The sequence below is a fragment of the Streptomyces sp. NPDC005492 genome (genome assembly GCF_040605995.1).
Lineage (GTDB): Bacteria > Actinomycetota > Actinomycetes > Streptomycetales > Streptomycetaceae > Streptomyces.
The window spans coordinates 1-21,608 of sequence record NZ_JBEXDX010000023.1 but is presented as its reverse complement, the minus strand read 5'-3'; the positions used below and the strand labels follow the sequence as shown (position 1 = coordinate 21,608).

General features: G+C 70.9%; 25 protein-coding genes. 15 read left to right on the top strand and 10 right to left on the bottom strand.

From position 1 onward, the window contains the following. The first annotated feature begins 29 nt into the window (after positions 1-29). Genes ABZT04_RS27595 through ABZT04_RS27585 form a run of 3 tightly spaced genes read left to right on the top strand, consistent with a single transcriptional unit; the run spans position 30 to position 3,691 of the window. The gene (locus tag ABZT04_RS27595; RefSeq protein ID WP_356059678.1) at positions 30-1,607 is read left to right on the top strand and encodes an IucA/IucC family siderophore biosynthesis protein; all 1,578 of its coding nucleotides are present in this window, start codon (positions 30-32) and stop codon (positions 1,605-1,607) included. 9 nt (positions 1,608-1,616) lie between these two features. Further along, positions 1,617-2,882, top strand: a complete 1,266-nt coding sequence (locus ABZT04_RS27590) for a VWA domain-containing protein (RefSeq protein WP_356059677.1) — start codon at positions 1,617-1,619, stop codon at positions 2,880-2,882. Continuing rightward, positions 2,882-3,691, top strand: a complete 810-nt coding sequence (locus ABZT04_RS27585; protein ID WP_356059676.1) for a hypothetical protein — start codon at positions 2,882-2,884, stop codon at positions 3,689-3,691. Before ABZT04_RS27590 ends, ABZT04_RS27585 begins: the two co-directional genes overlap by 1 nt. A gap of 54 nt (positions 3,692-3,745) precedes the next feature. Here ABZT04_RS27585 and ABZT04_RS27580 read toward each other — a convergent pair whose 3' ends face one another. Beyond that, a complete protein-coding gene (locus tag ABZT04_RS27580) occupies positions 3,746-4,375 on the bottom strand; it encodes a helix-turn-helix domain-containing protein (protein WP_356059675.1) in 630 nt (209 codons plus the stop codon). Positions 4,376-4,463: 88 nt separating this feature from the next. Between ABZT04_RS27580 and ABZT04_RS27575 the strand changes: the two genes are divergently transcribed. The 5 genes from ABZT04_RS27575 to ABZT04_RS27555 are packed head-to-tail and all read left to right on the top strand — an operon-like array spanning position 4,464 to position 7,966. Beyond that, entirely contained in the window at positions 4,464-5,672 is a 1,209-nt protein-coding gene (locus tag ABZT04_RS27575) for a pyridoxal phosphate-dependent aminotransferase (protein WP_356059674.1), read from the top strand. Position 5,673: 1 nt separating this feature from the next. Then, a complete protein-coding gene (locus ABZT04_RS27570) occupies positions 5,674-6,207 on the top strand; it encodes an HAD domain-containing protein (protein ID WP_356059673.1) in 534 nt (177 codons plus the stop codon). Positions 6,208-6,210: 3 nt separating this feature from the next. After that, positions 6,211-6,810: a histidine phosphatase family protein gene (locus ABZT04_RS27565; protein WP_356059672.1), complete on the top strand. Its 600-nt coding sequence runs from the start codon at positions 6,211-6,213 to the stop codon at positions 6,808-6,810. A 51-nt stretch (positions 6,811-6,861) separates the two neighbouring features. Further along, positions 6,862-7,488, top strand: coding sequence for a hypothetical protein (locus tag ABZT04_RS27560; RefSeq protein ID WP_356059671.1), 627 nt, complete (start codon positions 6,862-6,864; stop codon positions 7,486-7,488). Positions 7,489-7,543: 55 nt separating this feature from the next. Next, positions 7,544-7,966, top strand: coding sequence for an acyl-CoA thioesterase (locus ABZT04_RS27555; protein WP_356059670.1), 423 nt, complete (start codon positions 7,544-7,546; stop codon positions 7,964-7,966). A 7-nt stretch (positions 7,967-7,973) separates the two neighbouring features. Here the strand turns inward: ABZT04_RS27555 and ABZT04_RS27550 are convergent, their stop codons facing one another. After that, positions 7,974-8,363 (bottom strand): helix-turn-helix domain-containing protein, encoded by a 390-nt coding sequence (locus ABZT04_RS27550; protein ID WP_356059669.1) that lies wholly within the window; start codon positions 8,361-8,363, stop codon positions 7,974-7,976. Positions 8,364-8,464: 101 nt separating this feature from the next. Between ABZT04_RS27550 and ABZT04_RS27545 the strand changes: the two genes are divergently transcribed. Then, complete coding sequence (locus ABZT04_RS27545) at positions 8,465-9,898, top strand: MFS transporter (RefSeq protein ID WP_356059668.1); 1,434 nt, start codon at positions 8,465-8,467, stop codon at positions 9,896-9,898. Between the two features lie 8 nt (positions 9,899-9,906). On the opposite strand, the gene ABZT04_RS27540 is transcribed toward ABZT04_RS27545, so the two are convergent. After that, positions 9,907-10,770 carry an NAD(P)H-binding protein gene (locus ABZT04_RS27540; RefSeq protein ID WP_356059667.1) on the bottom strand — a complete coding sequence of 288 codons (864 nt, stop codon included), beginning with the start codon at positions 10,768-10,770 and terminating at the stop codon, positions 9,907-9,909. 87 nt (positions 10,771-10,857) lie between these two features. Here ABZT04_RS27540 and ABZT04_RS27535 point away from each other — a divergent pair, with 87 nt between their 5' ends. Together ABZT04_RS27535 and ABZT04_RS27530 are read left to right on the top strand one after the other, a co-directional pair. Further along, positions 10,858-11,664: a helix-turn-helix domain-containing protein gene (locus tag ABZT04_RS27535; RefSeq protein ID WP_356059666.1), complete on the top strand. Its 807-nt coding sequence runs from the start codon at positions 10,858-10,860 to the stop codon at positions 11,662-11,664. Positions 11,665-11,758: 94 nt separating this feature from the next. Further along, on the top strand, positions 11,759-12,574 hold the full coding sequence (locus tag ABZT04_RS27530; protein ID WP_356059665.1) for a chitosanase: 816 nt from the start codon (positions 11,759-11,761) through the stop codon (positions 12,572-12,574). Here the strand turns inward: ABZT04_RS27530 and ABZT04_RS27525 are convergent. From ABZT04_RS27525 to ABZT04_RS27495, 7 genes are all read right to left on the bottom strand, one after another. Then, on the bottom strand, positions 12,559-13,923 hold the full coding sequence (locus ABZT04_RS27525; protein ID WP_356059664.1) for a nucleobase:cation symporter-2 family protein: 1,365 nt from the start codon (positions 13,921-13,923) through the stop codon (positions 12,559-12,561). The genes ABZT04_RS27530 and ABZT04_RS27525 overlap by 16 nt on opposite strands. Positions 13,924-14,129: 206 nt before the next feature. After that, positions 14,130-15,509 (bottom strand): 8-oxoguanine deaminase, encoded by a 1,380-nt coding sequence (locus ABZT04_RS27520; RefSeq protein ID WP_356059663.1) that lies wholly within the window; start codon positions 15,507-15,509, stop codon positions 14,130-14,132. Positions 15,510-15,562: 53 nt separating this feature from the next. Beyond that, on the bottom strand, positions 15,563-16,444 hold the full coding sequence (gene pucL / locus ABZT04_RS27515) for a factor-independent urate hydroxylase (protein ID WP_356059662.1): 882 nt from the start codon (positions 16,442-16,444) through the stop codon (positions 15,563-15,565). 5 nt (positions 16,445-16,449) lie between these two features. Continuing rightward, positions 16,450-16,848, bottom strand: coding sequence for a hydroxyisourate hydrolase (uraH, locus tag ABZT04_RS27510; protein ID WP_356059661.1), 399 nt, complete (start codon positions 16,846-16,848; stop codon positions 16,450-16,452). After that, positions 16,845-17,360 carry a 2-oxo-4-hydroxy-4-carboxy-5-ureidoimidazoline decarboxylase gene (gene uraD, locus ABZT04_RS27505; protein ID WP_356059660.1) on the bottom strand — a complete coding sequence of 172 codons (516 nt, stop codon included), beginning with the start codon at positions 17,358-17,360 and terminating at the stop codon, positions 16,845-16,847. The genes uraH and uraD overlap by 4 nt, the downstream gene beginning before the upstream one ends. A gap of 121 nt (positions 17,361-17,481) precedes the next feature. Beyond that, positions 17,482-17,850: a helix-turn-helix domain-containing protein gene (locus ABZT04_RS27500; protein WP_356059659.1), complete on the bottom strand. Its 369-nt coding sequence runs from the start codon at positions 17,848-17,850 to the stop codon at positions 17,482-17,484. Further along, positions 17,847-18,098, bottom strand: a complete 252-nt coding sequence (locus ABZT04_RS27495; protein WP_356059658.1) for a thiamine-binding protein — start codon at positions 18,096-18,098, stop codon at positions 17,847-17,849. The genes ABZT04_RS27500 and ABZT04_RS27495 overlap by 4 nt, the downstream gene beginning before the upstream one ends. A 229-nt stretch (positions 18,099-18,327) precedes the next feature. On the opposite strand from ABZT04_RS27495, the gene ABZT04_RS27490 reads away from it, so the two are divergent. The 4 genes from ABZT04_RS27490 to ABZT04_RS27475 all read left to right on the top strand — a co-directional run bounded on the left by ABZT04_RS27490 (position 18,328) and on the right by ABZT04_RS27475 (position 21,488). After that, positions 18,328-19,149, top strand: a complete 822-nt coding sequence (locus ABZT04_RS27490) for a TIM barrel protein (RefSeq protein ID WP_356059657.1) — start codon at positions 18,328-18,330, stop codon at positions 19,147-19,149. Positions 19,150-19,171: 22 nt separating this feature from the next. Continuing rightward, positions 19,172-20,086: a 2-hydroxy-3-oxopropionate reductase gene (locus ABZT04_RS27485; RefSeq protein ID WP_356059656.1), complete on the top strand. Its 915-nt coding sequence runs from the start codon at positions 19,172-19,174 to the stop codon at positions 20,084-20,086. Between the two features lie 463 nt (positions 20,087-20,549). Beyond that, positions 20,550-20,798 (top strand): hypothetical protein, encoded by a 249-nt coding sequence (locus ABZT04_RS27480; protein WP_356059655.1) that lies wholly within the window; start codon positions 20,550-20,552, stop codon positions 20,796-20,798. A gap of 117 nt (positions 20,799-20,915) precedes the next feature. Beyond that, a complete protein-coding gene (locus tag ABZT04_RS27475; protein ID WP_356059654.1) occupies positions 20,916-21,488 on the top strand; it encodes a TIGR04222 domain-containing membrane protein in 573 nt (190 codons plus the stop codon). Positions 21,489-21,608 lie beyond the last annotated feature (120 nt).

Here is a 21,608-nt window from a genome sequence, read left to right as displayed (position 1 = left end):
CAAGTCCGTGTCCTGCGATCGCGATCAGTATGTCTCTCGTCGTCACCGACCCTGACGCCCCGTCCGCACCCGAGGAGTCGACCGTGGACCGTCCCCCGAACCCCGAGGCCGAGGTCGCCGAGGAACTCGCCGCCGTACGGCCCGACCTCCTGCAACGGTACGCGGCCGAGCTGCCCGGCGCCCGGGCAGCGGTGCTCACCCGGCTGTGGCGGGCGCTCGCCCATGAGCCGCTGCCATGGATCACCGGGCGGGTGAACCGAAGGCGGGGCCCCGTCCTGTGGCTCTCCGACCACCGCGGGCTGTACGGCCCGCCCGCCGATCCATACGCGACCCACGCGTACGTCACCGTCGTCCACCTCGACGGCGTTGCCTACGACGATCCGGCGCGGCTGATGACCGACCTCGGCGTGCCGCACGGGACCGCCTTCGCGGCCGAACTCGCGCACAGCGTCGCCTCGTTGGCGCTCTCGCGGGCCAACCAGCCCGCCCGCACGGAGGAGTGGCCGACGCGGGACTGGGAGTGGGAGCAGCGGGTCGTCGACGGGCATCCCTTCCACCCCAACTGCCGTTCCCGGCCCGGGTTCTCGGTGGCCGAGCAGCTCGCGTACGGGCCCGAGCACCGGCCGGTGGTGGCGCTCGGTTCGGTGCCGGTGCGGGCGGACGAGTGTCTGCTGACCGGCGACTGGCCGGACGAACTGCGGGACGCGGGACGGCTGTTGATCCCGGTGCACCCGTGGCAGGCGGCCCATGTGCTGAAGCGCGCGGGGGACGGCCCGGTGGACGCGCATCCGCTGATGTCGCTGCGCACGCTGGCCCTGACCGGCGGCACCCATGTCAAGACCGCGCTGAGCGCCCGGCTGACGTCCTCGGTGCGGGACATCTCGGTCTACTCGATCGGCCTGTCGGCGACGTTGTCGTCGTTCGGGGAGACCCTGGCCGCGCGCTCGGAGGGCCTGTTGCACGTCACCCGCACGCTGGGCGCCGCCACCGCCGACTCCCCCGATCTCGCCGCCGTACTGCGGGAGTCGCCGCAGACGTACGCGGACACGGAAGCGGGCGAGCGGATCCTGCCGGTGGCCGCCCTCGCGACCACCGGCCTGCCCCGATCGCCCGCCTGGCTGGCCGAGTTCACGCGCCTGGCCCTCGTCGTCGGTCTGCGTCTGCTGGAGTCCGGTGTGGCCCTTGAGGCCCATGGTCAGAACCTGCTGGTGGTGCTCGACCGGACGGGTTCCCCGGTACGCCTGGTCTACCGCGATCTCGCCGACATCCGGGTGAGCCCGAAGCGCCTTGCCCGGCACGGGATCCCGGTGCCGGAGTTGAGCGGACGGATCGTCACCGACGACGAAGTGACCCTGCGCCGCAAGCTGTTCGGTTCGCTGGTCGCGGGCGCGCTCGCGGACGCGGCGGGTTCGGGCACGGCGCTCAGGGCGGCACTGGCGGCCGTCGTCCCCGATCTGCCGCGGACGCCGGACCTGCTCGTGCTGCTCGAACAGCCGCTGCCGGCCAAGGCGTTGACGCTGATGCGGCTGTCGCCGGCGCTGCCCGGGGACCAGTGGACCGCGCTGCCCAACCCGCTCGTTTTGGAGCCCGGTCCATCTGATCAATAGGATCCGGCGATGATCACAAGACAACGGCTGGCGGCGGGGATCTGTGCCCTGCTCGCCACCCTCACGGCCGGGGTCGCCTTCCCGGCCGGAGCGGTCGCCGACGAGACGGACTCCGCGGCCGCCCCCAAGGTCGAACTCGTGCTGGACGTCAGCGGTTCCATGAGCGCCAAGGACATCGACGGCGGCTCCCGGATGGCCGCGGCGAAGCAGGCGTTCAACGAGGTGCTCGACGCGACACCCGAGGAAGTGCAGCTCGGCATCCGCACGTTGGGCGCCAACTACCACGGCAACGACCGCGAGACGGGCTGCAAGGACACCGCGCAGCTCTACCCGGTGGGCACCCTGGACCGCACCGAGGCCAAGACCGCGGTCGCGACGCTCACGCCCACCGGCTGGACGCCGATCGGGCCCGCGCTGCTGAAGGCCGCCGACGACCTCGACGGCGGTGACGGCACCCGCCGTATCGTCCTGATCAGCGACGGCGAGGACACCTGCCAGCCGCTGGACCCGTGCGAGGTGGCCCGCGAGATCGCGGCCAAGGGCGTCGGCCTGACCATCGACACGCTGGGTCTGGTGCCGGACGCCAAGACCCGCGACCAGCTCAGTTGCATCGCGGACGCGACCGGCGGGACGTACACGTCGGTGCAGCACAAGGAGGAACTCTCCGACCGGGTGGGCCAGTTGGTGGACCGCGCGGCCGACCCCGTGGTGACTCCGGTCGCCACCGAGGGCGCGAGCCAGTGCTCCAGCGCCCCGACCCTCAAGTCCGGTCTGTACACGGACCGCGAGGAGTTCGGCAAGCAGCGCTGGTACCGGGTGGATGTCAACCCCGGTCAGGAACTGCGTACTTCGGTGAGCGTGGGCGCGGACCGCGAAGTGAACCCGGACTACGGGGTGTTGCTGCGGGCGGTCACCGTGCACGGCCGTGAGATCGTGCGCGGCGAGGGCACGGGCAACGGACGTACCGATGCCGTCTCGACCGGGCTGCGCTACCCGAAGGCGGAGAGCGACGACGACAACGCCCCGGCCGAGACCGTGTGTCTCCAGGTCACCAACTCCTTCTCGGCGGCCTCCGGGGTGAAGACCACACCCGGTCTGCCGCTCGAACTGACCGTGGACGTCGTGGACGCACCGAGCAAGGCGAGCGACGTGGCCTCCTTCGGCCTCGGCCGCGGCTGGTGGCTGCTCGGCGCACTGGTGCTGACCGGCTTCGTGGCGGGTCTGCTCTGGGGCTGGGTGTCACGCTGGCGGGTCGCGGTCTGGAGGACCAACTGATGCGGATCACACGTGTGTTGAGCACCGCTCTGCTCATGGCCGGGCTGGCCGCGGCACCCGCGGCGGCGGACTCGTCCCCGTCGGCGAGCCCGTCCGACGACGGCTCGGCGCCCACCCAGGCCGGCACCTCCTTCCGTACGGCGACGGAGCTGGACCAGGGGCAGCAGGCGACCGCGAGCGGCTCCACGGGTGACTACCTGTACTGGTCGTTCGCCGCGGACGCCGGGCAGCGCCCCACCGTCAAGGCGACGGTGAAGCTGCCGGACACGCACGCCGGGGAGACCTGGCAGCTCGACGTGTACGACGGGCTGCGGCGCCGCCAGGCCTGCCAGTACGGGGCCGCGACGCGCACCGCCGCGCAGGACGCGACCTCCCTGGACCTGGCCTGCACGCTGCGTACCGTGCGTGCCTGGTCGGAGACCTGGGCCAACGACCCGCTGCCGGGCACGTACTACGTACGGCTGACGGTCGTGGACCTCCAGTCCTCGGACCTGGGCCAGCCGGTCAGCACCGAAGTGCGGGTCGACTCCAAGGACATCGGCGGTGCGGCGGCGGTGGACGGCTCGCTGGCGCAGCCGCTGACGCCGGGGATCGCGGTCAAGTCGACCTCGGACGAGGACAGTTCGTCTTCGACCTCGGCCGCGCTGTCGAGCATCGAGCCCGACGGCGGCTGGTCGTCCGGCTGGTGGTCCGACCGCTGGGTGTGGACCGGCGTGGGCGGTGTGCTGGCCGCGCTCGCGGGGATCGGCGGCTACGCGCTGACGCGCGGATCGGGACGACCCCGGCCCGCGACGCCACCCGGCATGTGACGTTCCCTCAGAAGGCCCGCCCCCGGCGGGCCTTCTGTCATGAGGGGCCCAGTCTCATGCCTCCCGCAGCGCCTTCGCGAGCGTGCCGTCACCGCTCACGTCGATGCGTCCGGCGCGCACCCCCTCGGCAACGCTCAACTCCCCCTGGGCGACGGCCGTACACGTCTCGACGCCGAGCACCAGCCGGGCATCGGGCTCGACGGGCGCGGGCCCTTCCCCGTAGACCGCCCCGTCCTCGCTCTCCCCCACCCGCAGGTGGAACTCCCCCTCCTCCAGCCGGACTTCGACGAGCCCCTCGCCCTCCAGCGCGCGCAGCAGCGGCAGCGCGAACCAGTGGGCGCGCACCGCGTCGGTCGGCCGCCGCTCCCCCAGCTCGGGCGCGCCCCAGGTGCCGAGGGCCTGGAGGACTGGGAGCAACTCCCGCCCCCGGCCGGTGAGTTCGTAGACGTAGGCGGCGCCGGGGGGAGGCAGTCGCCGCCGTGTCGCCAGCCCGTCCCGCTCCATGTCCTTCAGCCGTGAGGCGAGAACGTCCGTACTGACACCCGGCAGATCGGCGTGCAGATCCGTGTAGCGGCGCGGGCCGGCGAGGAGTTCGCGGACGATCAGCAGGGTCCAGCGGTCGCCGACGAGGTCGAGCGCCCGGGCCGCGGAACAGTACTGGTCGTAGCTTCGGCGAGGTGACATGCGACGCAGTCTAGACATGTTGTTGGACTTTCCAAGCTCACACTTGGTAAAACCAAGCAACACACGAACCCGAAGGGGCGAGGGCGCAATGGAGTTCCGGCAGTCGAGCAAGCTCAGCGAGGTCTGTTACGAGATCCGCGGCCCGGTGATCGAGCACGCCAACGCGCTGGAGGAGGCAGGCCACAGCGTCCTGCGTCTGAACACCGGCAACCCCGCGCTCTTCGGCTTCGAGGCGCCCGAGGAGATCATCCAGGACATGATCCGGATGCTCCCCCAGGCACACGGCTACACGGACTCGCGCGGCATCCTCTCCGCCCGCCGCGCGGTCGCCCAGCGCTACCAGACCCTGGGTCTGGAGGTGGACGTGGACGACGTGTTCCTGGGCAACGGCGTCTCCGAGCTGGTCTCCATGGCCGTACAGGCGCTGCTGGAGGACGGCGACGAAATCCTGATCCCCGCCCCGGACTTCCCGCTCTGGACGGCGGTGACCACCCTCGGCGGCGGCAAGGCGGTGCACTACCTCTGCGACGAACAGGCCGACTGGTACCCGGACCTGGAGGACATGGCGGCGAAGATCACCGACCGCACCAGGGCCGTCGTCATCATCAACCCGAACAACCCCACCGGCGCCGTCTACCCCAAGGAGATCATCGAGGGCATCCTCGACCTCGCCCGTCGGCACGGTCTGATGGTCTTCGCCGACGAGATCTACGACCAGATCCTCTACGACGACGCCGTGCACCACTCGGCCGCCGCGCTCGCCCCCGACCTGGTCGTCCTCACCTTCTGCGGCCTGTCGAAGACCTACCGGGTGGCGGGCTTCCGCTCGGGCTGGCTGGTGGTGACAGGCCCCAAGCAGCACGCGAAGAGCTACCTGGAGGGCCTGACGATGCTGGCCTCCATGCGACTGTGCCCCAACGCGCCCGCGCAGTACGCCATCCAGGCCGCGCTCGGCGGCCGGCAGTCCATCCGCGACCTGACCGTGCCCGGCGGACGACTGTACGAACAGCGCGACGTGGTGTGGGAGAAGCTCAACGAGATCCCCGGGGTGTCCTGCGTGAAGCCGAAGGGCGCGCTGTACGCGTTCCCCCGGCTCGACCCCAAGGTGCACAGGATCCACGACGACGAGAAGTTCGTCCTGGACCTGCTGCTCCGGGAGAAGATCCAGGTGGTCCAGGGCACCGGCTTCAACTGGCCCACCCCCGACCACTTCCGCATCCTCACGCTGCCGTACGCGGACGACCTGGAGGCGGCGATCGGGCGGATCGGACGGTTCCTCGGCGGGTATCGCCAATGACATGACCGACCGCCCCCTGCTGCTCCTCGACGTCGACGGCCCCCTCAACCCGTACGGCGCCCGGTTCCTGCGCCATCGCGGCTATGTCACCCACCGGCTCTGGCCGGCGAACTGGTCGGCCCGGCAAGCGCCCGGCTCCCGGCGGCTGCGGCGCGGCCTGCGGGTGCGGCTGCACCCCGCGCACGGGGAGCGGATACGCGCGCTGCCCTACGAGCTCGCCTGGGCCACCACCTGGATGCACCAGGCCAACGAGATGATCGCGCCGGTGATCGGGCTGCCCGGCGATCTGCCGGTGATCGAGTTCACCGACCTGTTCGCCAAGGACCCGGACGGTCTCTACTGGAAGACCCGGCAGATCGTGGCCTGGGCGGCCGGACGCCCCTTCGTCTGGGTCGACGACCTGGTCACCGACCTGGACGTACGGCACGTCGAGGAGCACCACGACGGATCGGCGCTGCTGCTCAAGGTGGACCCGCGCCGGGGTCTGCGGGCGACCGATTTCGCGACGCTGGAGCACTGGGCCCATAGCCTGTGAGGTATGGGTGATCTTTTCCTCGTACGGCATGGAGAGACCGAATGGTCCCGGTCGGGGCGGCACACCGGCTGGACCGATGTCCCGCTGACCGGGAAGGGGCGCGAGGAGGCCCGCGGCCTGGTGCCGCTGATCCGCTCGCACCGGGTCGGCGCCGCCTTCGTCAGCCCCTTGCAGCGGGCGCGGGAGACCGCCGAGCTGATCGGCCTGACGGACGTACGGATCGACGTGGACCTGCGGGAGTGGGACTACGGCGGCTACGAGGGCATCACGACCGTCGAGATCCAGCGCACCCGGCCGGGCTGGTTCCTGTTCACCGACGGGGTCGCGCCCGGGCCGCCCGAGCATCCCGGGGAGAGCGCGGAGCAGGTGGGTGAGCGCGCCGACCGTGTGCTGGCCGAGGTGGACGCGGCGCTCGCGAACACCGAGGGCGTGGTCGTCCTGGTGGCGCACGGCCATTTCCTACGGGTCCTCACCGCCCGGCGGCTCGGGCTGCCCCCGGCGGACGGGGCGCTGTTCCAGCTCGCGACGGGGACGCTGTGCCGGCTGGGCACGGAGCACGGCCGGCCGGTGATCGCCGCGTGGAATGTCAGACCCCCGTCGTAGCCTTCGAATGAGCCCTCGAACCAGCCGGTGACTCGTCGGGAGGAGCACGCCGTGACACGACCGCCGACCGCCGCGCAACGGCGTGTCATCGACGCCGCCGACCCGGTCACCGGGCGGCTGCGGGGTACGGAGGCGCAGCTCGCCGCGCTGGTGACGCGGGGGCTCGCGTTCCGGCACCCGCGCCCGCCGCACGACCACTTCCTGACACCGGCGGGCCATCGCATACGGGAGTCCGCGCCGGAGGTTCCCGAGCCCGCCGCGGAAGCCCCCGCGAGCGCCGGGGTGTTCACCGCCCGGATCGGCGGCGAGGACGTGCCGGACGCCGGTCCGGCCCGCACCCGTGAGGTGCACAGCGCCTGGCAGGGGCTGCTGGAGCTGCGCCGGATGACCAATCCGGACGGTTCCGTGGACCGGCCGTGCGGCTGGGAGCGTACGCATCTGGTGCAGGCCGCCGCGCTCGCCCTGGAGGCGGCCGGACACCGGCCCGCCGGACGGGACGCGGAGGGCTACCGGGTGCGGACGACCCCGCAGCCGGAGGCGGTCGCCGTGCGCGATCCGGACGGGGAGGCGCTGCGTGCCTGCGCGGGGACGCTGGAGCGGGCGGGCTGGCAGGTGAGCGAGCACAAGGAGCCGCGTACGGCGGCGAGTTATCTGCTGGCCTCGCCGCGGCGGACCTGAGGGACATGCCAAGATCGGTCGGGCAGATCGTCCGTCAGTGCGAGAAGGGAACGCAGTGAGCGAGCCGTTTTCCGTCCCGGTGACCGTCCGCGGATACGAGACCGACAGCCAGGGGCACCTCAATCAGAGCGTGTATCTGCAGTACGCGGAGCACGCCCGCTGGACCCTGCTGCAGGCGGCGGGGGTGGGCCAGGCCGAGTTACTCGCCCAGCGGATCGGCCCCGTCGCCCTGGAGACGACCATCCGCTATCTGCGCGAACTGCGCGCGGGTGACGAGGTCGAGGTGAACTGCGCGTTCGAGTGGGGCGACGGCAAGACGTTCCGGATCCTGCAGACGATCACCAAGGCGGACGGCACGGTCTCCGCGGAGGTCACGTCGGTCGGCGGACTCCTGGACCTCGAAAAGCGCCGACTGATCGCCAACCCCCGTGAGTTCTTCGAGCAGTTGACCACGGACCCGAGCCTGTTCGGACTCTGACCGGCGGCTACTCCACCCCGCGCTCCATGTCATAGGCCGCGCGGGACTCGGCGATGTGCACCCGGTTGCGCTCGGCCCAGTCCGTCAGCCGTAGCAACGTCTCGTGCAACTCCTCGGCCACCGGGGTGAGTTCGTACTCGACCTTCGGTGGCACCGTCGGATACACGGTGCGGGTGACGAGTCCGTCGCGCTCCAGGTTGCGCAGGGTGAGGGTGAGCATGCGGCGGCTGATGCCTTCGATGCCGCGCTCCAACTCGGTGAAGCGGATGGGTCCGTGGGCCGCCGCGACCAGGATCTGCACACTCCATTTGCCGGCGACCCTGTCAAGAACTTCACGGACCGGACAGGCGTGCGCGTTCACGACCTGGGGGGTAACACCGGTGTTCCCCTGGGACATCCAAGTGCCTCCTTACGACGGCCTCCATGGTTCCCCACGATGTTCCCCGTTACAAGTCGTGCGCCTATGCGCTCAACGGAGAACCATGGAGGCCACCGGCCATGTCGCCCCTTTCCGACCTTTCCGAGTCGCCGCCGCGAGGGCGGGAACAAACGTACTCCCGCTGGGCGTCCCTGGCCGTCCTGTGCGCGGGGACGCTGATGACGATCCTGGACGGCAACATCGTCACGGTCGCCATGCCGGCGATCCGGAGCGACCTCGGTTTCTCGGGGCCGGGGCTCGCCTGGGTCGTCAATGCCTACCTGATCCCGTTCGGCGGGCTGCTCCTCCTCGTCGGCCGGCTGGGCGATCTGGTGGGCCGCAAGCGGATGTTCACGGCGGGACTGGCCGTGTTCACCGCCGCGTCCGTGCTGTGCGGGGTCTCGACCGGCCAGGGCATGCTGATCGCGGCGCGGGCCGTGCAGGGCGTCGGCGGAGCGATGGCCTCGGCGGTCGTCCTGGGGATGCTGGTGTCCCTCTTCCCCGAGCCGCGTGAACAGGCCCGCGCCATCGCGGTGTTCAGTGCGGTCGGCGCCGGGGGCGGTGCGCTCGGCACGTTCCTCGGCGGGGCGCTGACGCAGGCCCTCGGCTGGCACTGGATCTTCCTGATCAACCTGCCGATCGGGATCGTGGCGTGGTTCGCCGCCGTCCGCGTCCTCGCCCCGGAACAGGGCGCCGGACTCGACGGGGGCGCCGACTATCCGGGGGCCGCGCTGATCACCGGAGCACTGATGCTCACGGTCTACGTCATCGTCGGCACCGCCGACCGCCCCCTCTCCACCAGCCTGCCCCTGGCCGCGCTCGCCCTGGTCCTGTTCACGGCGTTCACCGTCCGCCAGGCCCGGGCCGCCCGACCGCTGCTGCGCCTGAGGCTGTTCCGCTCCCGTCTCCTGAGTGGAGCGAACGCCGTGCAGATCCTGATGATCGGCACGATGTTCGGCTTCCAGTTCATCGGCGCGCTGTACGTCCAACGCGTGCTGGGCTTCAGCGAGTTGCTCACCGGTACGGCGTTCCTGCCCGCGCCGGTCGTGATCGGCGTCCTGATGCTGGGCCTGTCGGCACGGACCATCGGCCGCTTCGGCGCCCACCGGGTACTGCTGGCCGGACTGGTCCTCATCGTCGCCGGGATGGCCCTGCTGGGCCGCGCCCCGGCCGACGGCTCCTATGTCACCGACGTACTGCCGCCTCTGCTCCTGCTGGCCACCGGGTTCGCCGCCGCGATGCCCGCGCTGACCGGGCTCGCCATGTCGGGGGCACGGGAGGAGGACGCGGGACTGGCCTCCGGGCTCTTCAACACCACGCAGGTGGTGGGGGGTTCGCTGGGCCTTGCACTGCTGTCGACACTGGCGGCGGGGCGGACCGACGGACTGCTCGGCCGGGGCGCGGAGTTGATACCGGCCACTGCGGCGGGGTACCAACTCGCCTTCCGTACTGGGGCGTTGATCGCGGCGGGTGCACTGGTCCTGGCGGCGACGGTGCTGCGGAGCCGCGACTGACGCCCGTGTCAGGCCTCCCCGAACATCTTCTTGTGGTCCTCGGCCCACTCCCGGTAGGTCCGCGCCGGGCGCCCCAGCACCTCCGGTACGTCATCGGTGACGACCTCGTTGCCACCGCCCCTGACGTACGCCCTGCTGATCTCGGAGGCGTCGATGAACGTGTCGCTGAAGCCGAGCCCGAGCAGATACTCACGCGCCTCGGCCGTGGACAGGTCCCGCACCTCCACCGGGCGCCCGAGCACCCCGGCGAGGACGGCGGCCTGGCCCGGCACACTGAGCACCTCCGGGCCGGTCAGGGTGTACGTCCGCCCCGCGTGGCCGGTGTCGAGCAGGGCGGCCACCGCCACCTCGGACACATCACGCGGGTCCACCACCCCCTGACCGCCGGTACCGCTCGTGTTCGGGATCGGGCTGCCCGCCCGGACGGAGGCCGCCCAGCCCAGCGTGTTGGAGGCGAAGGCCGAGGGACGCAGGACCGTCCACTCCAACCCGCTGTCGCGCACGGCCTGTTCACCGGCCATGTGCCAGGTGCCGACCGGTCCGACGGCGGGGTCGCCGGTGCCGATTGCGGAGAGTTTCACGATCCGGCGCACCCCGGCGGCCTGTGCCGCCGCCACCAGGCCCCGGTCGTGCTCCGCGTCGTCGGGTCCGAACACGCCCACCAGGAAGGCGACTTCGACGCCGGTCAGCGCCGCGTCCACGGAGGCCCGGTCGGCATGGTGGCCCCGTGCCGCCTCGACTCCCGAGGGGACGCGGGCCTGTCCGGGGTTCCGGGTCAGGGCGCGCACCTTCTCGCCGCGCGCCACGAGCTGTCGTACGACCTCACTGCCGATGGTGCCGGTGGCACCCGTCACTAGGATCATGGCCACCACGATGGGTGGGGCAGGGCTCCCGGTTCTAGGAGATTCCGGCACGCTCGGAGGACGGGTACGGCCCGGCGGCGCGCTTACCGTGGAGGGGTGACCAACGCCGAGGTGTCCGAACGGGAGTTGACCCTGCCGGACGAACTGCGCCCCTGGATCGCGCGCATCGCCGACCTGAGCGTGAGCAGCGTCCCGGCCGCGCCCTTCGTCCATCTCCCGGACGCGGACACGAAGCTGGTCGTGCGCGTCGAGGGGAACGGCCGCCGCAGCGTTCTCGTCGTCGGGCCGCGGGTCCGGGCCACGTACCACGCGGCCAAACTCCTCGTGTCCTGCGTGGAGTTGCGGCTGGCACCGGGCACGACGCCGCCGTTGCTGGGTGTTCCGGCGGTCGACCTCGTCGGCCGGGCGGTGCCCCTGGGCGAACTGCCGGGTCGGGCCGCCCGGCAACTGGCTGCAGAGATAAAGGACTTGGAGTCCGAGGCGGCGGTGGCGCGGCTCGCGGAGGTACTCCCCGAGCGGCTGGCCACCGCGGCGGACCCGTCCCGTACCGGACTCGTACGGGCCGGCGTCGACGCGATGTCGATCCGCACCGGCCACCTACCCGGCCCGGTGCCCGACGTGGCCCGCGAACTCGCCGTCAGCGAACGCCAGTTGCGCAACCTGTTCGCCGAGGGGGTCGGCCTCTCCCCCAAGCACTACGCCCGCATCAACCGGGTACGCGCGGTCGTGGCCCACGCCACCGAACTCTCCTGGGCCGAACTCGCCACCGTCACCGGCTACTACGACCAGTCCCACATGACGTCCGACTTCCGCGCCCTGATGGGCGTCCCGCCCCGGTCGTACTTCACGGGCCGCCTCCCGGAGGCCATGCCCTGCCGGGCCCCGCAGGGGAACTCACAGTGACTTCCTAACGCCACCCCACGGCTTACCCAAGTTGACGAGCGAGTCTCGGCTGCCTTTCACCGTTGCCGTGTACCGCGCCCGCCTTGGAGTCGACGTGCCGATCTTCCGAAGAAAAGCCACCCGCCGCACCCTGCTCGCCGCCCTGGGGACCGCGGCGATCGCGAGTCAGTGGCCGTCCGCCGAGGCCTCGGCGGCGGGTGCGGCGGGGCTCGATGGCCCCGCCAAAAAGGATCTCGCGATGCGGCTGGTGTCGAGCGCGGAGAACTCCTCGTTGGACTGGGAGGCGCAGTACGCGTACATCGAGGACATCGGCGACGGCCGCGGCTACACCGGCGGGATCATCGGGTTCTGCTCCGGTACGAGCGACATGCTGGCGCTCGTCGAGCTGTACACGAAGCGGGTCCCGGGCAATGCCCTCGCCCGCTATCTGCCCGCGCTGCGCGCCGTGAACGGCACCGCCTCGCACAAGGGGCTGGCCCCGCGCTTCCCCGCCGCCTGGCGGAAGGCGGCGAAGACGTCCGCGTTCTGCCAGGCGCAGTGCGACGAACGGGACCGCGGCTACTTCGATCCGGCCGTGGCGCGCGCCAAGAAGGACGGGGTGCGCACGCTCGGCCAGTTCATCTACTACGACGCGATGGTGATGCACGGACCCGGCACGGACCCGGTCTCCTTCGGCGGCATCCGCGCCCGGGCCCGCCGGCACGCGGCCACGCCCACCGACGGCGGCAACGAGACGACGTATCTCAACGCCTTCCTCGATGCCCGGGTCTGGGCGATGAAGCAGGAGGCGGCGCACAGCGACGTGAGCCGGGTCGAGACGGCCCAGCGGGTGTTCCTGCGAAAGGGCAACCTCGACCTGGACACACCGCTCAAGTGGAAGGTGTACGGGGACAGTTACGCGATCGGCTGACCGGCGAGGGGTACGGCCCCGGTCGTACCCGTGACCTGTTCGCGGGCCCGGCCCAGGTGGTTGAAGACCAGGTTCAGCGCCACCGCGGCGACGCAGCCCGTGGAGATCCCCGAGTCGAGGACGATCTTCGCGGTCTGCGGGAACGCGTGGTAGAAGTCCGGCGCCGCGATCGGGATGATGCCGACGGCCAGGGACACCGCCACGATCAGGACGTTGTCGCCCTTCTCCAGGCCCGCCCTGACGAGCGTCTGGATGCCGCTCGCGGCGACCGAGCCGAACAGGACGACGCCCGCTCCGCCGAGCACCGGGCGCGGTACGACGGCGATGAGCGACGCGGCCATCGGGCACAGGCCCATCAGGACCAGGAAGCCGCCGCCGGTGGCGACGACGTACCGGCTGCGGATGCGGGTCATGGCGACCAGGCCGATGTTCTGCGCGAAGGCGCTGCACATGAAGCCGTTGAAGAGGGGGCTCAGGGCCGAGCCGAGGGTGTCGGCGCGCAGGCCCGCGGTGATGGTCGCCTCGTCGGCGGGGCGTTCGACGATCTCGCCCAACGCCAGCATGTCCGCGGTGGATTCGGTCATCGAGACGACCATGACGACGATCATCGACATGATGGCGGCGAGTTGGAACTGGGGTGCGCCGAAGTGGAACGGGGTCGGGAAGCCGATCATGTCCGCGTCCGTCACCGGCCCGAAGTCGGCGGCGCCGAACGGGATCGCGACGAGGGCGCCGATCACCAGGCCGAGCAGGACGGCGATCTGCTTGACGAAGCCGTCGGTGAACCTACGGATGAGCAGGACGACGACGAGCGTCGCCGCCGCCAGACCCAGGTTGGTCATCGAACCGTAGTCGTGTGCAGCCGGGTCGGGTCCCTGCGCCCAGCCGAAGGCCACGGGCAGCAGCGAGAGGCCTATGAGGGTGATCACCGTGCCGGTGACGACCGGTGGGAAGAAGCGGACGGCCCTGCTGAAGTAGGGGGCGGCGAGGAAGCCGAGCAGTCCGGCGACGATCACCGCGCCGAAGATGATGGGCAGCGCGTCGGACTTGTCCTTGGTGGAGGCCACGACAGCGGTCATCGGGGCAACGCCGGCGAAGGTGACGCCGTTGACGAAGGGCAGCCGGGCGCCGATCTTCCAGATGCCCAGGGTCTGGAGGAAGGTGGCGAGGCCCGCGGTGAAGAGACAGGCGCCGGTGAGGAAGGTCAGTTCGGTGCCGGAGAGGCCGATGGCCGCCCCGACGATCAGCGGCGGGGCGACGACACCCGCGTACATGGCGGCCACGTGTTGCAGGCCCGTGGTGGCCATCTTGAGTGCGGGGAGTTTCTCGTCGACGGGGTGGGTGATCACGGCGGCTCCTCCGGGCGGGTAACACGTCGGCTCTGACGTGGGTTTCAGGAGGTGGTGCGCGGTCGTGCGGGACCGGGGGAACGGAGCCCAACAAGGGGAATGGGCAGGGCCGTTCCGGGGCGCGCACGTTCATGCACGCCCCGGCCACAGCCACCGGTCGAGGGCCGTCCCCCTCGACCGGAGATCTTCAACTGCTCCTCAACTGCTCAGCCCTGCGCGGCGATACGCGCCAGCCGCCGGGCCTCCTCCCGCGTGGAGCGGGCGATCGCGTCCTCGTCGACGTGCAACAGCCGGTTGTTGTCGACGATCTGACGGCCGTTCACGAAGGAGGCCGTGACGGGGGCCGCGGCGCCGAAGACCAGCGCGGTCACCGGGTCGGCGATCGAGGCGTGCGCGAGGGTGTCCAGGTTCCACAGCACCAGGTCGGCCAGCTTGCCCGGCTCCAGGGAGCCGATCTCGCCTGCCCGGCCCAGGACTTGGGCGCCGCCGTAGGTCCCGAGGCGCAGGGCCTGGCGGGCGTTGAGGGCAGCCTCGCGATGGGCGCCGAGGCGGTTGATCAGGAGCGCGTTGCGCAGCTCGGTGTGGAGTTCGCCGGACTCGTTGGAGGCGGTGCCGTCGACGCCGAGGCCGACCGGGACGCCGGCCGCGAGCATGTCGGGGACGCGGGCGATCCCGGCCGCGAGCCGGGCGTTGGACGAGGGGCAGTGGGCGACACCGGTCTTCGTGCGGGCGAAGGCGGCGATGTCGGAGTCGTTCATGTGGACGCAGTGGGCCATCCACACGTCCTCGCCGAGCCAGCCGGTGGACTCGAAGTAGTCGGTCGGGCCCATGCCGAACAGCTCCTTGCAGAACTGCTCCTCCTCGACCGTCTCCGAGCCGTGGGTGTGCAACCGTACGCCGAGCCGACGGGCCAACTCGGCGCCCTGCCGGAGCAGTTCGGTGGAGACGGAGAACGGTGAGCAGGGGGCCACGGCCACCTGGGTCATCGCGTCGAAGGAGGCGTCGTGGTGCTCCCGTACCGTCGCCTCGGTCGCGGCCAGCGCGCCCTCGAGGGTCTCGACGGCGAAGTCCGGTGGCAGCCCGCCGTCCTTCTCGCTGCGGTCCATGGAACCGCGGGCCAGCGTGAAGCGGACGCCCATCTCGCGGGCGGCGCCGATGATGGCGCCGGAGAGGTCGCCGGAACCCTTCGGGAAGACGTAGTGGTGGTCCATCGCGGTGGTGACGCCACCCCGGGCCATCATCGCGAGGGAGCCCTGCGCGGCGGCGCGGACCATCGGCTCGTCGATGCGCGCCCAGGTCGGGTACAGCGCGACGAGCCAGTCGAAGAGGTTGTGGTCGGTGGCCAGGCCCCGGGTGATCCACTGGTAGAAGTGGTGGTGGGTGTTGACCAGGCCGGGCGTCACCAGATGGCCCGAGGCGTCGATACGGCGTACGACGTTCTCCAGACCCTCGGGCGCCCGGCCCGCGCCGAGCGACTCGATGCGGTTGCCGGCGACGACCACGAACCCGTGCGCGTACTCGGTGTCGTCGGCGTCGACGGTCGCGATGGAACAGTTCTCGATGACGATGCGCTGAGCTGTTGTCATGGTGGGTGCGTCCTTTTCGCTCAGTGGACTGTGTGGGAGGAAAAGGAGGCGGGTCAGAGGTTGGTGAGGTCGACCGGGATCTTCGGCTCGCAGCCGTCCCGCAGGACGGTCGCCTCGATCAGGCCGTAGGGCCGGTCGGCGGCGAAGTACACCTCGTTGTCGTTCTTGAGGCCGAACGGCTCCAAGTCCACAAGGAAATGGTGCTTGTTGGGCAGGGAGAAGCGGACCTCGTCGATCTCGTCGCGGTTGTCGATGATCCGCGCACCCATTTGGTACAGGCTCTGCTGGAGCGAGAGCGAGTACGTCTCGGCGAAGGCCTGGAGCATGTGCGCGCGCACCTGCTCGTACGACTCCTCCCAACCGGGCATCTCCTGCTGGTCGTCGGTCCAGTTGAAGCGCCAGCGGGCGGAGACCTGGGTGGCCAGGATGCGGTCGTAGGCCTCGGGGAGGGTCGTGTACTTGTCCTTGACGTAGCCCCAGAACTCGGAGTCGGTCGAGTTCAGCACGACGAGGTCCTTCAGGCCCGATACGACCTCCCAGGACTCACCGTCGTAGGTGATCTGCGTGACCCGGGTCTCCTGGCCCTTGCGGACGAAGGAGTGACCGCCCGTCGTGCGCTCCCAGGCGTACTCCTCGATGCGGATGCGGGCCTGGTGGATCGGCTCCTGCGAGGTCACGAAGTGCCGGGCGAGGTGGATGCCGAACTGCTCGGCGGACTCGATGCCGTGCTCCTTGGCGAACGCGTACACCGTGTTCTTGGTGGTGTCGGTCGGCAGCACGTTGGCGTTCGAGCCGGAGTAGTGGACCTCGTCCATGTCGCCGCTCAGCGACACGGAGACGTTGAGGTCCTTGATGTGATGGGTGGCGCCGTCCCGCGTGATCCTGACGACTCGGTTCTCGGCCTTGCCGTACTGGTTCTGTCCAAGCGTGGGCATGTCTGCTAGCTCCCTCGGTATACGGAGTAGCCGAACGGGTTGAGCAGCAGCGGTACGTGGTAGTGCTCGCCGGGTTCGACGGCGAAGGTGATCGCTACCTCTGGGAAAAACGCACCGCTGTCCCGATTCGCGGGGGCGTCCTGCTGCGCATCGGCTTGCTTGTTGTGCTGTTGCGAGAAGTACGGCTCCACGGCGAAGTCGAGCCGTACGTGTGTGGTGCCCTCCGGCAGCGCCGGGAGGTCCCTGCACCGGCCGTCGGCGTCGGTCGCGGAACCGCCGAGCGGTCGCCAGTCCGCCAACGGGCCGCTACGGGCGGCCAGTTGGACGGCGACGCCCGCCGCGGGGCGGCCGACGCTGGTGTCCAGGACGTGGGTGGACACGGAGGCGGTGGTGCTGGTGCTCATGCCTCTTCTTCCTCTACGAGCTTGGCCAACCGGATGCGGTTGATCTTCCCCAACTCGACCCGGACGATCTCGCGTTCGCGCTCCGGCGAGTTGCCGATCCGCTCCCTGACGGCGTCCCGCATCTGCTCGCCGGTGCGTCCGGTGGCGCAGATCAGGAAGACATGGCCGAACCTCTCCTGGTACGCCAGGTTGAGGTCGAGCATCTCCGCCCTGAGTTCCTCGGAGGCGCCCGCCATGCCGCGCTGTTCACGGGCGGAGGTGGGGTCGCCGGGCTTGGGGCGGCCGATGGGCGGGTGCCCGGCCATCGCCTCGGCGAGGTCCTCGGTGGTCAGGTCCGCCATCGCGGCGTCGCTCGCGGAGTACAGGTCCTCGGGGCCGGCGTACGGACGGGCGGCGAGCAGTCGCCGCGCCCACGCCGTGGAGGCACACGCCTCAAGGAGGGCGGCGAAGGCCGCGTGCTCCTCCAGGGCGTTGAACCGGGCGACGCCCGGCGGCGTGGAAGTCGAAGTCACCGGAGCCTCCGTGGACTGGTGCTGAACGGGCTGGCAGTAGCTAACGCCCTCGGCAACACCACGTCAACACTTTGTTGAAAATTCGGAGCAACGAAGACCGCCGGTCACCCGGAAGCCCAGGTCAGGCGTCTTTCTCACGATTGAGATAGTTGTAGACGGTGAACCGGCTGACCCCGAGGGCGCTCGCCACGGTCTCCACGCCATGCCGTACCGAGAAGGCGCCGCGCGCCTCCAGTATCCGTACGACCTCCTGCTTGGCCTTGCGGTCCAGGTCCGCGAGGGGCTTGCCCTTCTTGCGTTCCATGGCGGCCAGGATGTGGTCCAGCGAGTCGGCGAGCTGCGGCAGGCGTACGGCGACCACGTCGGCGCCCTCCCAGGCGAGCACGACGTCATCGGGGCCGGCCTCGTCGGGCGGGAGCAGCTCGCCGCCCATGGCGTCGACCAGCGGTTTGACGGCCGCGATGAAGGGTTCGTCCCCGATGCCGCTCACCGGTCGCCCTCACCGATGACGTTGAGCTGGAGCGAGATGCGGGTGGCGCCCGCCTCCAGGGTTCTGCGCAGCAGCGCGTCGACGGCGGCGAGCACCGCGTCAGCACCCCCCTCGACCGTGTTGCCGAACGGCCCGACATCCACGGCGTCCAGCTCCGCCGCCTCGATGACCTCCCTGGCGACCAGCGCATGCGCGGGGGCCTCGTCGAGATCGAAGGGCTCTGTCGTGAACTCCACTCGCAATCGCACGCGCTCAACCTAACGCCCTGTACGCGTTTCCGGGGAGGCAGGCGGCCCCGCACCCCCGGACAAGCTCGGACAGCGCTGGTCCGGGCCACGCGCCGCCGTTTTCCACCGAGCCCTCTTGACAAGCCCCGAGACGGGACGGCAATCTTCCATTAAGCAGAAACATTATTCCACAATACGGAATTATAAAACGACCCCCTGACACCCGGACACGGAAGGGAGCGCGACCCCGATGGGATTCGCAGACCAGCGCTTCAACGTCAACCTGTCGATCCTCTTCACCGAACTCCCGCTCCTGGAACGCCCCGCGGCCGCCGCCGCGGCCGGCTTCACCGCGGTCGAGCTGTGGTGGCCCTGGGTCGACTCCCCCACCCCCGCGCAGTCCGAACTCGACGCGCTCAAGCGGGCGTTGGAGGACGCGGGCGTCCAGCTCACCGGCCTGAACTTCTACGCGGGTCAGCTCCCGGGGCCGGACCGCGGCGCCCTGTCGCTCCCCGGCGAGGAGTCGGAGCGGTTCCGCGCCAACATCGACGTGGCCGCCGACTTCGCCCACTCGCTCGGCGCCACCGCGCTCAACGCGCTCTACGGCAACCGCGTGGCCGGCGTCGACCCGGCCGAGCAGGACGCGCTGGCGCTGGAGAACCTGGTCCTCGCGGCCCGCGCCGCCGACCGGATCGGCGCGATCCTGCTGATCGAGGCGCTCAACAAGCCCGAGTCGCCGCTGTACCCGCTCGTCAGCGCCCCGGCCGCCGTGGGAATCGTCGACAAGGTGAACGACGCGACCGGCCTCGCCAACACGCGCTTCCTCATGGACCTCTACCACCTGTCCATGAACGGCGAGGAACTCCCGTCGGTGATCGACCAGTTCGCGGCGAAGACCGGCCATGTGCAGATCGCGGACAACCCCGGCCGCGGCGCGCCGGGCACCGGGTCGCTCCCCCTCGAAGACCTCCTCGACCGACTGACCAAGGCGGGTTACGACGGCTGGGTCGGCCTCGAGTACAAGCCGGGCGACCGCCCGAGCGCCGAGGCCTTCGACTGGCTGCCCCGCTGACCCTTACCGAAAGGCACCCCCGATGAGCAAGCTCGCAGACTCTTCCCACCCGACCCGCCCGGCGATTGCCTGGATAGGCCTCGGCATCATGGGCTCCCCCATGTCCGAGAACCTGATCAAGGCGGGTTACGACGTCACCGGCTTCACCCTGGAACAGGACAAGCTGGACCGGCTGGCCACCGCCGGCGGCCGCGCGGCCGGCTCCATCGCCGAGGCCGTGCGCGACGCCGACGTGGTGATCACCATGGTGCCCGCGTCCCCCCAGGTCGAGGCCATCGCCTACGGCCCGGACGGCATCCTGGAGAACACGCGGCCCGGCGCCCTGCTGATCGACATGTCGTCCATCACCCCGCAGACCTCGGTCGACCTGGCGAAGGCGGCCCGGGACAAGGGCATTCGCGTCCTGGACGCGCCGGTGTCCGGCGGCGAGGCCGGCGCGATCGAGGCCGTACTGTCCATCATGGTCGGCGGCGACCGGGCCGACTTCGACGAGGCACGGCCGGTCTTCGACGCGCTCGGCGGGACCATCGTGCTGTGCGGTCCGCACGGCTCGGGACAGACCGTGAAGGCCGCCAACCAGCTCATCGTCGCCGTGAACATCCAGGCGTGCGCCGAGGCCGTGGTCTTCCTGGAGAAGTCGGGCGTGGATCTCGCGGCCGCTCTCGACGTCCTCAACGGCGGGCTCGCGGGCTCGACCGTGCTGACGCGGAAGAAGGACAACTTCCTCACCCGCGACTTCAAGCCGGGCTTCCGGATCGACCTGCACCACAAGGACATGGGCATCGTCACGGACGCGGCCCGCAATGTCGGCGCGGCACTGCCGGTCGGCGCCGTGGTGGCGCAGTTGGTCGCCTCGCTGCGCGCACAGGGCGACGGCGGCCTCGACCACTCGGCGCTGCTGCGCGCCGTCGAGCGTCTCTCCGGCGCCCGGCTCTGAGACTTCCGGGCGGCGCCGGCGCCGACAATGTCCTGTCGCGCCCAGGCGGCGGTGCCGCCCGGAAACCACATCGACCCCACAAGCGGCCCGTGTGTGCCGGACGACCCGGATGAGGGGTGGTCCACCGGCACCGCGCGGGCAGGGCGAGGACCGCGGCGGAGTGCGAGCCAGTGCGGTGGTGAAGGTTCCGAGGTCTCCTTCCCGACCTGAGGGAGGGAGCACCCCGGTTCCGTCGCGACCGCCGCGGTCCCAGCCGAAACACACAGCCGAACCACACGGCCGAAACACCCACCCGATGACCCCGTCCGGCGGCGCGAACGTCCTGTCGCGCCCAGCCTCGCGCCGTCGGACGGCCACACATCGAGCAGCGCCGGATACGGAGGATCCCGTATCCGGCGCTCTTCGGTGTTCCGGTGCGGTGTTCCGGGGTGCGGATCCGCGTCCGGCGCAGCAGCCTGAGGGCATGGCACATCCAACGGAACACCCGCACATCGTGGTCCACCCGCCGGCCCTGGACGGCTCCCGCCGGGTCACCACCGGCGACCAGACCCTCGGCATCGCCTCCCACCTGGACGACGTCGTCGAGATCCTGCGCCTGGCCGATCTGGACCGGATCGAGGTCGAGGAGAGCGATCTGATCGAGTGGCAGGGCGGCGGCCCCGAGGACTGGCCCGGCCTGTCGGAGCACGACGACGAGCACCCCGATCAGTGAACCTCAAATAAACCTCTGAACTCCGCTCGCGAAGCTTCAACCACCCCTGAAAGCGGGCACATTCGTCGCACGAGGCCCGCCGGCACGGGGGCGGCGGGCCTCGTCTCAGGGGGTGTCATGAGCGGTGGCCCGACGATTCGGCTCCAGCCGCACGAGGTCGCGCTGCTGCGGGGCGGCGACCGGGCGGCCGTCACGGTGGCCGTCCTCACGCTGCATCTGCGGGGCGCGGTCCGGGCCGGCCGGCCCGGCACGATGCGGACGTCCGGGGCGGCCGCGGACGCGGGTTCGCTTCCGCACCTGACCAGGGCGGTGCACTCCGCGCTCTACCGTCCGGCGGGCATACGGCAGTTGCTCGAACGGCGGGTCGTGCGGGACGCCCTCGCGGAGTTGCGGAGCGATCTGGTGACCGCCGGTCTGCGGCGCGGGTTCCCGCCGTATCGCACCCGTACGGCGCGTGTCCTGCTGAAGTCGCTGCGTGCCCAACTCCCGCTGCCCGCTGGGCGGGAGGGGCTGTCGGCGGAGGAGGTCCTGCTCGCGGTCGCCCTGTACGGGGACCGGGCGCTGTCCTCGCTCGTGCCGCGTTTCGCCGGGGCGGCGGGGCTGGTCGGTCGGGGCGGGGACACCGAGCGGGGGTTGCCGCAGTCGTGGGGTGGGGGGTCCGGCGGCGGGTTCACCTGCGGGGTCGTGTAGGCCCGGCGGGTTCGTGGCGCTTCGCGCCCCCACAGGACAAGCAAGAGGGGGCTGTCCCGTCCTTCCGGACGGGACAGCCCCCCCCCAAAAACAAAAACAAGAAGCGGGCCGATAGACTGC